Source organism: Limnohabitans sp. TEGF003 (assembly GCF_055395455.1).
On record NZ_AP029225.1, the window covers coordinates 2,049,044 to 2,062,393 of the forward strand.

Below are 13,350 nucleotides of genomic sequence, written 5' to 3' on the forward strand. Positions count from 1 at the left end.
AATTTTTCCCGCTATAATTCAAGGCTTAGCAGGCGCGTAGCTCAGTTGGTTAGAGCACCACCTTGACATGGTGGGGGTCGCTAGTTCGAATCTAGTCGCGCCTACCAAATTCGGTAGGAAAATCAAGCACTTGGCGGAAACGCCCGGTGCTTTTTTTTCGTCCATACGCACAAATTGAGCGTATCTCGGTCACTTTTCCGCCACTCGCATGCACTTTGCGGTCCACCCAGTGTGCATGCGGGCCTGAACAGTTTGTCTTTAAGGCTTGCCCACGGCTTTGATGGCGTGTGACTGCAACTGCGCCAGCGTCACAAAGTCCAGCGCACGTTCGTGCGTGCACTCCAGCACCACGGGCGGTGCAACGCCAGCATCCAGGGCTTCTTTCCAGCGGGTGGCGCACAGGCACCAACGGTCGCCCGCTTTCAAACCGGCAAAGCGGTATTCGCGGCGGGGGGTGATGAGGTCGTTTCCCCGGGCCAGCGAAAAATCCAGAAATTCCTGCGTGACTTTCGCGCACACCACATGGCTGCCCTGGTCATGCTCGTCCGTGTTGCAGCAACCGTCCCGGTAGTACCCGGTCAACGGGTCGTAGGAGCAGGGGACCAGCGCCTCCCCCAAGACGTTGCGTGCGTTGTCGCTCATGATTTTTGTGACCTTGACAGCATCGAATGACCCATTGAAGCCCCAAGCATTCAGGGCGCGGCGTTGGACTCAGGCGGCGACCATGCCTTGGTGGCGCAACAAGGCGTCCAGGCTGGGTTCGCGGCCCCGGAAGGCCTTGAACGATTCCAGCGCTGGGCGGCTGCCACCTGCTTCCAGAATGGTTTGGCGGTACAGGCGACCGGTTTCCACACTGGGCGTGCCATCGGCAGCGGCGGTTTCTTCAAACGCGGCATAAGCATCGGCGCTGAGCACCTCGGCCCATTTGTAGCTGTAATAGCCCGCAGCGTAGCCACCTGCAAAGATATGGCTGAAGGTGTGGGCCATGCGGTTGAAAGCGGGTGGGTGCAGCACGGCCACTTCGTCGCGTACTTGTTGCAAGAGCGGCATGAAGTCTTGCGCCGGGTCGTGCTCGGCGTGCACCAGCATGTCGAACAATGCAAACTCGATCTGGCGCAGCGTCTGCAAGCCGCTTTGGAAGTTTTTCGCGGCCAGCATCTTGTCGAACAACGCGCGCGGCAGCGGCTCGCCCGTTTCCACATGGGCGGTCATGTGACGCAGCACCGACCATTCCCAGCAGAAGTTTTCCATGAATTGGCTGGGCAACTCCACCGCGTCCCACTCGACGCCGCTGATGCCCGAGACATCGCGTTCGTTCACTTGGGTGAGCATGTGGTGCAAGCCGTGGCCAAATTCATGGAAGAGGGTAATCACGTCGTCATGGGTGAGCAAGGCGGGTTGACCATTCACCCCTTCGGCGAAGTTGCACACCAGGTGCGCCACGGGCGTTTGCAGCACGCCCGTGTCGGGCCGCTGCCAGCGACCGCGCACATCGTCCATCCAGGCGCCGCCACGCTTGCCAGCGCGTGCGGGTGGGTCCAGGTAGAACTGGCCGACCAATTGGCCGTCGCGCTCGATCCGGTAAAAAGCCACGGCCGGGTGCCAGACGGGGGCCTGGTCAGGTCGGATAGACACTTCAAACAGGGTTTCGATGATCTTGAACAAGCCGGCCAGCACTTTGGGGGCTGTGAAGTACTGCTTGACCTCTTGCTCGCTGAAGCTGTAGCGGGCTTCCTTGAGTTTTTCGCTCAAGTAGGGCACGTCCCAGGCGTTCAGCGGGCCGGTGATGCCCAGCGCGTTGGTTGCGAATTCGCTCAAGTCGGCCAGGTCTTTTTCGGCAAATGGGCGGGCTTTGGCCGCCAGGTCGCGCAAGAAGGCGGTGACTTTTTCGGGGGATTCGGCCATCTTGGGCACGACCGACACTTGGGCGTAGTTGTCAAAACCCAAGAGGCGGGCTTCTTCCTGGCGCAACGCCAGGATTTCCTGCATCAAGGGCGTGTTGTCGAAGTGCTTAAAGTCTTCGGGGGCCTGGTCCGACGCGCGGGTCACATAGGCTTTGTAGAGCTGCTCGCGCAGTGCGCCGCTGTCTGCAAACTGCATCACGGGCAGGTACACCGGCATTTTCAGGCTCAGGCGGTGGCCCTCTTTGCCTTCTTTTTGGGCGGCCTCCCGGGTGGCCTGCACCACATCGGCGGGCACGCCTTGGAGCTGGTCTTCGCTCACGTACAGCGCAAATTTGTCGGTGGCATCCAGCGTGTTTTCGCTGAACTTTTGCGTGATTTCGGCCAGCCGCTCCTGGATGGCGGCGTAGCGCTCTTTGGCTGCACCTTGCAGCTCGGCACCGCCCAAGACAAAGGCGCGCAAGGCATTTTTGTGGGCTTGTTTTTGTTCGTTGTTCAGACGGGTCGCGTCAATCGCCTTGTATTTGGCGTACAGGCGCTCGTCGCTGCCCAGGCGTGTCCAGAACTCGGTCACGCGGGGCAGGGCGGCGTTGTAGGCGGCGCGCAACTCGGGCGTGTCGGCCACGCTGTTGAGGTGTGAGACCGCGCCCCAGGCCAGTCCCAAGCGTTCGGTGGCCACGTCGAGGGTCTGGGCGATGGCTGTCCAGTCGGCTGGAAAGTCTGCAGCGGTGACTTTCTCCAGAGCTTGTTCGGCCGCAGCCAGCAGTTCGTCCATGGCCGGGGCCACATGCTCGGGGGCAATGCGGTCAAACAAGGGCAGGCCAGAGGTGTCGAGCAAGGGGTTGGTCATGGGTTTCCAAATAGGGGTTCAGTCGGTACTTTGTATCACTTGGAGGCGCGTTCAGCCGCTTCAAGGGTATTGACCAGCAGCATGGTGATCGTCATGGGGCCCACGCCACCGGGCACCGGGGTGATGTAGCCTGCGACTTGTTTCACGCCGTCAAAGTCCACGTCGCCACACAGCTTGCCTTCGTCGTTGCGGTTCATGCCCACGTCCAGCACCACCGCGCCGGGTTTGACCATGTCAGCGGTCAGCACGTTGCGCTTGCCCACAGCGGCCACGATCACGTCGGCTTGCAATGTCAGCGCTTTGAGGTTTTGGGTGCGCGAGTGCGCGATCGTCACGGTGGCGTCTTTTTGCAGCAGCATCAGTGCCATGGGCTTGCCCACAATGTTGCTGCGACCGATCACCACGGCGTGTTTGCCGCGCAGGTCGTAGCCGAAGCTCTCGAGCATCTTCATGCAGCCATAAGGCGTGCAAGGCCAGAAACCCGGCATGCCGGTCATCAAGGCCCCGGCACTGGCGATGTGAAAGCCGTCCACGTCTTTGGCCGGGCTGATGGCCTCGATCACTTTTTGCGCGTCGATGTGGGCGGGCAGGGGCAGCTGCACCAGGATGCCGTGGATGCTGGGGTCTTGGTTGAGCGCTTCCACGCGGGCCAGCAAGGCGGTTTCGGTCATGTCGGCCGCGTATTTTTCGAGGACCGAATGCAGGCCGCTGTCTTCGCAGGCTTTGACCTTGTTGCGCACATACACCTGGCTGGCCGGGTTGTCGCCCACCAGCACCACGGCCAGACCGGGGGTGATGCCTTTGGCCTTGAGGGCCTGGGCTCGGCTGGCGACTTCGGTGCGCAGTTGTTTGGACAAGGCGTTGCCGTCGATGAGTTGGGCGGTCATGTTTGAAACTCGAAAAGGTCAGTGAAAAATGCAAAACGCCCGGCGGGTGCGGGCGTTTGGGGCTTGTGGGTGCGGATCAGGCTTTGGGTGCGTTTTGCCCCAGCGCGATCTTGAGCAGATCGGCCACGGTGTTGGCGTTGAGCTTTTCCATGATGTTGGCGCGGTGCGCTTCCACCGTCTTGATGCTGATGCCCAGATCGTCGGCGATCTGTTTGTTGAGGCGTCCGGCCACAATGCGCTCGAGCACCTGGGCTTCGCGACCCGTGAGTTTGGACAGCAAGGCATCTCGGCTGGCCGCTTGCTGGTAGTCGGCAAACGAGTCACGGGCTTCGTCCAGCATGCGTTCGACCAGACCCAACAGTTCTTCTTCTTTGAACGGTTTTTGGATGAAATCCATCGCGCCTTTTTTCATGGTGTTCACGGCCATGGGCACGTCGCCGTGACCGGTGATGAACACGATGGGCAAGGGGGATTTGCGCTCGATGAGGCGGTCTTGCAACTCCAGACCGGTCATGCCACCCATGCGGATGTCGGCGATCAGGCAGGCGACTTCGCGGGGGTCGTAGCGGCTGATGAAAGACTCGGCACTGTCAAAACAACGCACCCGGTAATCCTTGCCTTCGAGCAACCACTGCAAGGAATCGCGCACTGCTTCGTCGTCGTCCACAACGTACACAGTGCCTTTTTTGGGAATCAAGCTCATTCATTTACCCCGTGGGTTGTTATGTGGTCAAAGCGGCTTCGACCGGAATCCAGAAGGAGAACCTGCAACCGGTCACCTCGCCGGCATTGTAGAGGTTCTCCGAAACGATCCGGCCCTGGTGAGATTCGATGATGCTGCGGCACAAATTCAGGCCAATCCCCATGCCTTCCACCTTGGTCGAGAAAAAGGCCTCGTAGACCCGCTCGGTGTCTTCCGGTGGCAAACCTTGGCCTGTGTCCGTGACTGAAAACTCCACCACCGACTGGTTGTCGATTTGCCTGGGCACGATGCGCAACTCGACATGCCGTTGCCCGGCGGGGCGGTTGGCGTTGTCGATCGATTCGGCCGCATTTTTCATCAGGTTGATCAACACCTGTTCGATCAGGATCGGGTCCACCATCAGCTGTGGCAGTCGGGCCGCCACATGGTGGGTCAGGCGCACGTTGCGACGGCGCATCTCGATTTCGGCCAGCTCCAGTGCTTCGCTGACCATGGCCGACACATCCGACAAAGTGCGGTTGGGCTCGCTGCGTTTGACGAAGCTGCGGATGCGCAAAATGATCTGACCGGCGCGCTGAGCCTGGCGGGCGGTTTTGTCCAGCGCAGACAGCAGGTCTTCTTCCTTGACCTGCTGTGACTTGATGCGCGAAATCATGCCGCTGCAGTAATTGCTGATGGCTGTGAGCGGCTGGTTCAGCTCATGCGCCACGCTGGAGGCCATTTCGCCCATGGTGATCAGGCGGCTGGCGTTTTGGGCGCGTTCGGCTTGCTGGGCCGCCAGCTCTTCGGCCTGTCGGCGCGGCGTGATGTCGCTGGCAATCACCATTTGCGCCAGACGCCCGTCGGCCCAGTTGATGTAGCGCGAGCGCACTTCCAGCCATTTGCCCAACTCCGAAACGAAGATTTCGGAGTTTTCGGATTTGGCGACGGTCAGGCTTTCCGTGGGCAGACCCGCCATCTCGTCCACATCGTCGTTCTCTTCAGCCCGGTCATTGCTGTCGGTCGCGCCCGCTTGCTGCACCAGTCTCAGGTGCCCCACGGTGTTCTGACCAAACCAGAGCCGGTACAACTTGTTGGCAAACAGCAGCTCTTCGCTGCCCAAAGGGGCCACCGAAACCGAGGCGTCCAGCGCCTCCAGCACGATGGTGAAGCGTTCATGCGAACTGGCCAGCTGCTCACGAATCCGGTTCGGTTCGGTGATGTCGGTCATCGAGGTCATCCAGCCGGTTTGCTTGCCGGTCGCATCGATCAGCGGCGACACATACATGCGTGCATCAAACAGTTGGCCGTTTTTGCGCTTGACCCGCACCTGAAAACCACCTGCGGAGTGTTGCCCACTGATCTCTTCTTCCAGCCGTTTCATCAGCAACTCGCGGTCCTGGTCTGGCCAGTAGGGGAAGGGTGCCACTGCACCGACCAGATCGGACTCGCTCCAACCCGTCATCTGGCAAAAAGCGGGGTTGACGTAAGTGATGCGCCCGCGCAGGTCAAGGGCCCGCATGCCCGTCAGCATGGAGTTTTCCATGGCGCGTCGGAAGTTGGTTTCGGCCACCAGGGCTTTTTGGGCCTGTATGCGCCTGCGGGTATGCCGCCAGTTGCCGATGAGCATCCAGGCCGTCATGACACTCAACACACTCACCAACCAAAACAAGCCGCCACCCACCAGGCCCTGAGAAGTGCGCCAGGCTTGGGCCCGCAAAATCAGGTCGTTGCCGACGGGCGAGACGGGTACTTCGTAATCGTTGTTGGGTTTGTCACTGCCGGGCAGCAAGCGCCACAGGGCAATGCGGCCCGGAATGGTTTGTCCGGCCAGCAATTGGCCTTTGCCGTCTTGCAGTGCCACGGCATATTTGGCCAGCACCTCGGTCGGGATGCCGTAGCGCAGCAGCCCTTCCATGGTGTATTCCGCCAGAATCACCCCGCTGAAGCGGCCTTGGTCGTTGCTCAGGGGGGTGTGCAACTGCAACACCGCGAGTTGGGCGTCCTTGTCCACATCGGTGTTGATCTGGCCATAGATGGGCTGCATCAAGTCGCGTGCCAGGCTGAAGTGGCTTTCGGTTTCGCCCACTTTGAGCACCGTGCCTGCACGCATGTGCTGGCTGGGTGAAATGCTGGAGACGCTCTGGTTGGCGATGATGCGCCGACGGTCGTCGATCCAGGTCAAGGACAGAAACTCCGGGTATTGCTGCACCAGGGCTTCAGCTCGGGACAAAAACTGATCGGTGCGGATCTCCTTGTTAGAGACATCGCGTGCAAGGCGCATGACCTGCTCTTGCCGCTCCAGCAAACGCAGACGCAGGCGTTGTTGAGCGTATTCCACATCCCGTTTGATGGCTTCCTGTTCCCGCTCGATCTCTTCGACCCGCAAGTACCAGAATGCGCTGGCAATGGCGGCCAAAAAAAGCACCACAGCCACCACGGGGGCCAGGTTGGCATAACGGTCCTGTCTGTTGGGAGATTGGCGGTGCCACCACGAGCGCCACCAAGCCCACGGTCCGACCTGGGTCACGACCGATGCTGCTTTGTTCAATTCCATCCCCGGAGTTTAGGGGACAAGCCCTCTGTCATGCCCTTGTGATCCGCTTGGCAGTCCATGAAAACAGGTATTAAATTTCACCATACAAAACGCTAAAGCACAATTTGAAATAACGAAAAAAATATGTGAGAATTCGGGCATCATTTGTTCACAACAGCAACAGGAGACACGCATGACAGCGGCTACACCACAACAACCGGGCCGTGACCTGGACGCACAGGAGACCCGTGAATGGATGGACGCACTGTCCGCCGTGATTGAAAAAGCAGGCCCAGAGCGTGCCCACTTTTTGCTTGAAGAGCTGCTGGAAGAAGCCCGCCAGCACAGCATCGATCTGCCGTTTTCGGCCACCACCGGTTATGTGAACAGCATCGAGCCCAATGAAGAGGCCCGCTGCCCCGGCAACATCGAAATCGAAGAACGCCTGCGGGCTTACATGCGCTGGAATGCCATGGCCATGGTCGTCAAGGCCAACCGCCACAACCCCGAAGACGGTGGTGACCTGGGTGGTCACATCGGCTCGTTCGCCTCGCTGGCCCACATGTTCGGTGCCGGCTTTAACCATTTCTGGCACGCCGAGAGCGAAAACCACGGCGGTGATTGCCTCTACATCCAGGGCCACGTCTCCCCCGGCGTCTATGCCCGCGCTTACCTCGAAGGCCGCCTGACCGAAGAGCAATTGCTCAACTTCCGCCAGGAAGTGGACGGCAAAGGTTTGTCGAGCTACCCACACCCCAAACTCATGCCCGAGTTCTGGCAGTTCCCCACGGTGTCCATGGGTTTGGGCCCCTTGATGGCGATCTACCAAGCCCGCTTTTTGAAATACCTGCACGCCCGTGGCATCGCCAACACCGAAAACCGCAAAGTTTGGGTGTTCTGCGGCGACGGCGAGATGGACGAAGTCGAATCACTGGGCGCGATCGGCTTGGCCGCACGCGAGAACCTGGACAACCTGATCTTTGTCGTCAACTGCAACCTGCAGCGCCTGGACGGCCCGGTGCGCGGCAATGGCAAGATCATCCAAGAACTCGAAGGTGAATTCCGCGGCTCGGGCTGGAACGTCATCAAGCTCTTGTGGGGCAGCGAGTGGGACAGCCTGCTGGCCCGCGACAAGGATGGCGCGCTGCGCAAGCTGATGATGGACACCCTGGACGGCGACTACCAGGCCTTCAAAGCCAACGATGGCGCGTATGTGCGCAAGCATTTCTTTGGCCGCGACCCGCGCACACTCGAGATGGTGGCGCACCTGTCAGACAACGACATCTGGAACCTCAAGCGCGGTGGTCACGACCCTCAGAAGGTCTACGCCGCTTACCACAAGGCCGTCAACACCAAGGGCCAGCCTACGGTGCTGCTGATCAAGACCGTCAAGGGCTTTGGCATGGGCAAGGCGGGCGAGGGCAAGAACACCGTCCACCAGACCAAGAAGTTGACGGACGATGACATCAAGTACATGCGCGACCGCTTCAACATCCCGATCCCGGACAGCGAGTTGCCCAAGATCCCGTTCTACAAGCCTGCAGACGACACGCCCGAGATGCGTTACCTGCACGAGCGCCGCCAAGCCCTGGGCGGCTACCTGCCCAAGCGCCGTGCCAAGGCCGACGAGAGCTTCACCGTGCCTTCGCTCGAGACCTTCAAGGCCGTGATGGAGCCCACCGCCGAAGGCCGTGAAATCTCCACCACGCAAGCCTATGTGCGTTTCCTCACGCAGCTTCTGCGCGACCAAGCCTTGGGCCCCCGCGTGGTGCCCATCTTGGTGGACGAAGCCCGTACCTTCGGTATGGAAGGCCTGTTCCGCCAGATCGGTATTTACAACCCGGCGGGTCAGCAGTACACCCCGGTCGACAAAGACCAGGTCATGTACTACAAGGAAGACAAAGCCGGTCAGATCCTGCAAGAAGGCATCAACGAAGCCGGTGGCATGTCCAGCTGGATCGCTGCGGCCACCAGCTACAGCACGTCCAACCGGATCATGATCCCGTTCTATGTGTACTACTCGATGTTCGGCTTCCAGCGTATTGGCGATCTGGCTTGGGCTGCGGGCGACATGCAAGCGCGCGGCTTCTTGCTGGGCGGCACATCGGGTCGCACCACGCTCAACGGCGAAGGCTTGCAGCACGAAGACGGTCACAGCCACATCATGGCCAACACCATCCCGAATTGCGTGTCGTATGACCCCACCTTCGCCCACGAAGTCGGCGTCATCCTGCACCACGGCTTGAAGCGCATGGTCGAGAAGCAAGACAACGTCTTCTACTACCTGACGCTGCTGAACGAAAACTACGCCATGCCAGGTCTGACGCCCGGCACCGAAGAGCAAATCATCAAGGGCATGTATTTGTGCAAGCCCGGTGCTGCTGGCGAGAAGCGCGTGCAATTGCTGGGCTCGGGCACCATCCTGCGCGAATCCATTGCCGCGCAAACCCTGCTGGCCACCGACTGGGGCATTCAGGCCGACGTGTGGAGCTGCCCAAGCTTCAACGAGCTGACCCGCGATGGTCAGGACGCCGAACGCTACAACCTGCTGCACCCGCTGGAAACACCCCGCGTGCCGTTTGTGGGTCAACAACTGGCCAAGCACAGTGGCCCCGTGGTCGCATCGACCGACTACATGAAGGCCTATGCCGAGCAGATCCGTCCTTTCATTCCAAAGGACCGCACTTACAAAGTGCTGGGCACCGACGGTTTTGGTCGCTCGGACTTCCGCAGCAAGCTGCGCGAGCACTTCGAGGTCAACCGCCACTACATCGTGATCGCGGCCCTCAAAGCGCTGAGCGAAGACGGCGTGGTGCCTGCAACGCAAGTGGCCGAGGCCATCAAGAAGTACGGCATCAAAACCGACAAGATCAACCCGCTGTACGCATAAATCCGGGAGATACACATGGCATTGGTAGAAGTACAAGTCCCGGACATCGGGGATTTCGATGAAGTGACCGTCATTGAGTTGATGGTCAAAGTGGGCGACACGGTAAAAGCCGAGCAATCGCTGATCACGGTCGAATCCGACAAAGCCTCTATGGAGATCCCGTCGAGCACTGCGGGCGTCGTCAAGGAAATGCGCGTGGCGCTGGGTGACAAGGTCAAACAAGGCTCGGTCGTGTTGGTGGTGGAGGCCGCTGGTGCATCCGCGGCACCGGCTGCTGCATCCGCTGCCGCAGTGGTTGCACCCGCACCCGCCGCAGCGCCCGTGGTTGTTGCACCTGCTGCCGCGCCTGCTGCATCCGGTCCCGTTGAAGTGCGTGTGCCTGACATCGGTGACTTCAAGGACGTGGCCGTCATCGAAGTCATGGTCAAGCCTGGCGACACCATCAAGGTCGAGCAGTCGCTGATCACCGTCGAGTCCGACAAAGCCTCGATGGAAATCCCGTCCTCGGCCGCGGGCGTGCTCAAAGAGCTCAAAGTCAAAGTGGGCGACACGGTCAACATTGGTGACTTGCTGGCTATTTTGGAAGGCACTGCCTCTGCTGCCCCCGTGGCCGCTGCTGCTGCGGCTCCTGTGGCAGCTGCTGCTGCGGCTCCTGTGGCCGCTGCTGCTGCGGCTCCTGTGGCCGTGGCTTCGGCCCCGGCTGCTGCGCAAATTCCCGTAGCGGCCGCTGCCGCTGCGGTGGCCGCACCCGCCCACGCGCCTGGCGGCACTACGCTGGGCTTGCCTCACGCCTCGCCATCGGTGCGCAAGTTCGCCCGTGAGCTGGGCGTGCCGCTGGAAGAAGTCAAAGGCTCGGGCCTCAAGGGCCGAATCACCCAGGACGACGTGCAAGCCTTCACCAAGGCGGTCATGTCGGGTGCTGCACAAACCAAGGCGCAGGCCGCCAAAGCGCCCGCAGGTGGTGGTGGCGGTTCCGAGCTGGGCCTGATCCCCTGGCCCAAGGTGGACTTTGCCAAGTTTGGCCCCATCGAGCGCAAGGAAATGTCGCGCATCAAGAAGATCAGCGGTGCCAACCTCTTGCGCAACGCCGTGATGATCCCGGCCGTCACCAACCACGACGATGCCGACATCACCGACCTCGAAGCCTTCCGCGTCTCGACCAACAAAGAGAACGAGAAGAGTGGCGTCAAGGTCACCATGCTGGCCTTCCTGATCAAGGCCTGCGTGGCCGCGCTCAAGAAGTTCCCCGAGTTCAACAGCTCGCTCGATGGCGACGCGCTGATCTACAAGCAGTACTACCACATCGGTTTTGCGGCCGACACGCCCAACGGCCTGGTGGTGCCTGTGATCAAGGACGCTGACAAAAAAGGTGTCCTGCAGATCAGCCAGGAAATGGGTGAGCTGGCCAAGAAAGCCCGCGACGGCAAGCTCGGCCCCGCCGACATGTCGGGTGCGACCTTCACCATCTCCAGCTTGGGCGGCATCGGTGGCAAGTACTTCACGCCCATCATCAATGCGCCCGAAGTGGCCATCCTCGGTGTGTGCAAGAGCACCATGGAACCTGTCTGGGACGGCAAGCAGTTTGTGCCCCGCCTGATGTTGCCCCTGTCCTTGACATGGGACCACCGCGTCATCGACGGCGCCGCAGCGGCACGCTTCAACGCGTTCCTGGGTCAAATCCTCAGCGACTTCCGTCGCGTGTTGCTCTAAGGATTTGATATGGCACTGATTGATATTCAAGTTCCCGACATTGGCGACTTCGACGAAGTGGCCGTGATCGAGTTGCTGGTCAAACCCGGCGACACCGTCAAGGCCGAGCAATCGCTCATCACCGTCGAGTCCGACAAGGCCTCGATGGAAATCCCGTCCTCCCACGCTGGCGTTGTGAAGGAACTCAAGGTTCAGCTGGGCGACAAGGTCAAGCAAGGCTCGGTCGTGCTGGTGCTCGAAGCGGAGGGCGCTGCGGCGGCTCCAGCTACCGCGTCTGCGCCAGCGGCTCCGGCTGCTGCACCTGTGGCTACGACGGCTGCACCTACTGCACCAGCCCCCGTGGCTTCCAGCTTCGGCGGCTCTGCCGACCTCGAGTGCGATGTGCTCGTGATGGGCGGTGGCCCCGGCGGTTACTCGGCGGCATTCCGCGCGGCTGACCTCGGCTTGAACGTGGTCATCGTCGAGCGCTACGCCACCTTGGGCGGCGTGTGTTTGAACGTGGGCTGCATCCCGTCCAAAGCTTTGCTGCACGTCGCAGCGGTGATGGACGAAGTGGCCCACATGGCCGACCTCGGTGTGGACTTCGGTGCGCCTGCGGTCAACATCGACAAGCTGCGCGGCCACAAAGAAAAAGTCATCGGCAAACTCACGGGTGGCTTGGCCGCCATGGCCAAGATGCGCAAGGTCACCACCGTGCGCGGCTTGGGTCAGTTTGTAGGCGCGAACCACCTCGAAGTGGAGGAAACGACTGGGACGGGTCAAGAAAAAACCGGCAGCAAAAAAGTGATCGCGTTCAAACGCGCCATCATCGCGGCGGGTTCACAAGCCGTGCACTTGCCTTTCATGCCCAACGACCCACGCGTGGTCGACAGCACGGGCGCTTTGGAACTCAAAGAAGTGCCTAAGCGCATGCTCATCTTGGGCGGCGGCATCATCGGCCTGGAGATGGGCACGGTTTACAGCACGCTGGGCGCACGCCTGGACGTGGTGGAAATGATGGACGGCCTCATGCAAGGCGCTGACCGCGACTTGGTGAAGATCTGGCAAAAGATGAACGCCAAACGCTTTGACAACATCATGCTCAAGACCAAGACCGTGTCCGCACGCGCCTTGCCCGAAGGCATTGAAGTCACGTTTGCACCAGCAGAAGAGGGCGGCACCGCCCCCGCGCCGCAGGTGTACGACCTCGTGTTGCAAGCCGTGGGCCGCACGCCCAATGGCAAGAAGATTGCGGCTGAAAAAGCCGGTGTGGCGGTGACCGATCGCGGCTTCATCAACGTCGACATTCAGATGCGCACCAACGTACCGCACATCTTCGCCATCGGCGACATCGTGGGCCAGCCCATGTTGGCGCACAAGGCGGTGCACGAAGCCCACGTGGCGGCCGAAGTGATTGCGGGCGAACTGCAAGGCAACAAAGAGCTGGCAGCGGCGGCGTTTAACGCACGCGTCATCCCAAGCGTGGCCTACACCGACCCCGAAGTGGCATGGGTCGGCTTGACCGAAGATCAAGCCAAGGCGCAAGGCATCAAGGTGAAAAAGGGCTTGTTCCCTTGGACGGCTTCAGGCCGCGCCATTGCCAACGGCCGCGACGAAGGCGTGACCAAACTGCTGTTTGACGATTCACCCGAGGCCCACGGCCACGGCAAAATCTTGGGCGGCGGCATGGTCGGCACACACGCGGGCGACATGATTGGCGAGATCGCACTGGCCATCGAGATGGGCGCAGACGCTGTGGACATCGGCAAGACCATCCACCCCCACCCCACGCTGGGCGAAAGCATCGGCATGGCGGCGGAGGTGGCGCACGGTAGCTGCACGGACTTGCCGCCCAGCAAGAAGTAAACGCTTCAAGCCCAAACAAAGAAAGCCGCCAACCTGAATGGGTTGGCGG

The 13,350-nt window shown here is 60.8% G+C and carries 8 protein-coding genes and 1 tRNA gene; 4 read left to right on the top strand and 5 right to left on the bottom strand.

The annotated features are described in order from the left end of the window. The first annotated feature begins 30 nt into the window (after positions 1-30). A tRNA-Val gene (locus ACZ5RT_RS10145) sits at positions 31-107 on the top strand. 151 nt (positions 108-258) lie between these two features. Here ACZ5RT_RS10145 and ACZ5RT_RS10150 read toward each other — a convergent pair. The 5 genes from ACZ5RT_RS10150 to ACZ5RT_RS10170 all read right to left on the bottom strand — a co-directional run bounded on the left by ACZ5RT_RS10150 (position 259) and on the right by ACZ5RT_RS10170 (position 6,877). Next, on the bottom strand, positions 259-642 hold the full coding sequence (locus tag ACZ5RT_RS10150; RefSeq protein ID WP_464452362.1) for a DUF2237 family protein: 384 nt from the start codon (positions 640-642) through the stop codon (positions 259-261). A 69-nt stretch (positions 643-711) separates the two neighbouring features. After that, complete coding sequence (locus ACZ5RT_RS10155) at positions 712-2,751, bottom strand: M3 family metallopeptidase (RefSeq protein ID WP_464452363.1); 2,040 nt, start codon at positions 2,749-2,751, stop codon at positions 712-714. A 35-nt stretch (positions 2,752-2,786) separates the two neighbouring features. Further along, positions 2,787-3,638: a bifunctional methylenetetrahydrofolate dehydrogenase/methenyltetrahydrofolate cyclohydrolase FolD gene (gene folD / locus ACZ5RT_RS10160; RefSeq protein WP_464452364.1), complete on the bottom strand. Its 852-nt coding sequence runs from the start codon at positions 3,636-3,638 to the stop codon at positions 2,787-2,789. Positions 3,639-3,714: 76 nt separating this feature from the next. After that, the gene (locus ACZ5RT_RS10165) at positions 3,715-4,341 is read right to left on the bottom strand and encodes a response regulator transcription factor (protein ID WP_464452365.1); all 627 of its coding nucleotides are present in this window, start codon (positions 4,339-4,341) and stop codon (positions 3,715-3,717) included. A 19-nt stretch (positions 4,342-4,360) separates the two neighbouring features. After that, a complete protein-coding gene (locus ACZ5RT_RS10170; RefSeq protein WP_291926833.1) occupies positions 4,361-6,877 on the bottom strand; it encodes a PAS domain-containing sensor histidine kinase in 2,517 nt (838 codons plus the stop codon). Positions 6,878-7,049: 172 nt separating this feature from the next. On the opposite strand from ACZ5RT_RS10170, the gene aceE reads away from it, so the two are divergent. From aceE to lpdA, 3 genes are read left to right on the top strand one after another with little or no spacing between them, the layout of a single operon-like run. After that, complete coding sequence (gene aceE, locus ACZ5RT_RS10175; RefSeq protein WP_464452366.1) at positions 7,050-9,746, top strand: pyruvate dehydrogenase (acetyl-transferring), homodimeric type; 2,697 nt, start codon at positions 7,050-7,052, stop codon at positions 9,744-9,746. A 15-nt stretch (positions 9,747-9,761) separates the two neighbouring features. Continuing rightward, entirely contained in the window at positions 9,762-11,456 is a 1,695-nt protein-coding gene (aceF, locus tag ACZ5RT_RS10180; RefSeq protein WP_464452367.1) for a dihydrolipoyllysine-residue acetyltransferase, read from the top strand. Positions 11,457-11,465: 9 nt separating this feature from the next. Continuing rightward, a complete protein-coding gene (lpdA, locus tag ACZ5RT_RS10185) occupies positions 11,466-13,301 on the top strand; it encodes a dihydrolipoyl dehydrogenase (RefSeq protein ID WP_464452368.1) in 1,836 nt (611 codons plus the stop codon). The last annotated feature ends 49 nt before the right edge of the window (positions 13,302-13,350 follow it).

Coding starts and splice junctions, on each gene's coding strand:
- ACZ5RT_RS10155 (WP_464452363.1), bottom strand. CDS start 2,751: ATGACCAACCCCTTGCTCGACACCTCTGGCCTGCCCTTGTTTGACCGC.
- folD (WP_464452364.1), bottom strand. CDS start 3,638: ATGACCGCCCAACTCATCGACGGCAACGCCTTGTCCAAACAACTGCGC.
- aceE (WP_464452366.1), top strand. CDS start 7,050: ATGACAGCGGCTACACCACAACAACCGGGCCGTGACCTGGACGCACAG.
- ACZ5RT_RS10150 (WP_464452362.1), bottom strand. CDS start 642: ATGAGCGACAACGCACGCAACGTCTTGGGGGAGGCGCTGGTCCCCTGC.
- lpdA (WP_464452368.1), top strand. CDS start 11,466: ATGGCACTGATTGATATTCAAGTTCCCGACATTGGCGACTTCGACGAA.
- ACZ5RT_RS10170 (WP_291926833.1), bottom strand. CDS start 6,877: ATGGAATTGAACAAAGCAGCATCGGTCGTGACCCAGGTCGGACCGTGG.
- ACZ5RT_RS10165 (WP_464452365.1), bottom strand. CDS start 4,341: ATGAGCTTGATTCCCAAAAAAGGCACTGTGTACGTTGTGGACGACGAC.
- aceF (WP_464452367.1), top strand. CDS start 9,762: ATGGCATTGGTAGAAGTACAAGTCCCGGACATCGGGGATTTCGATGAA.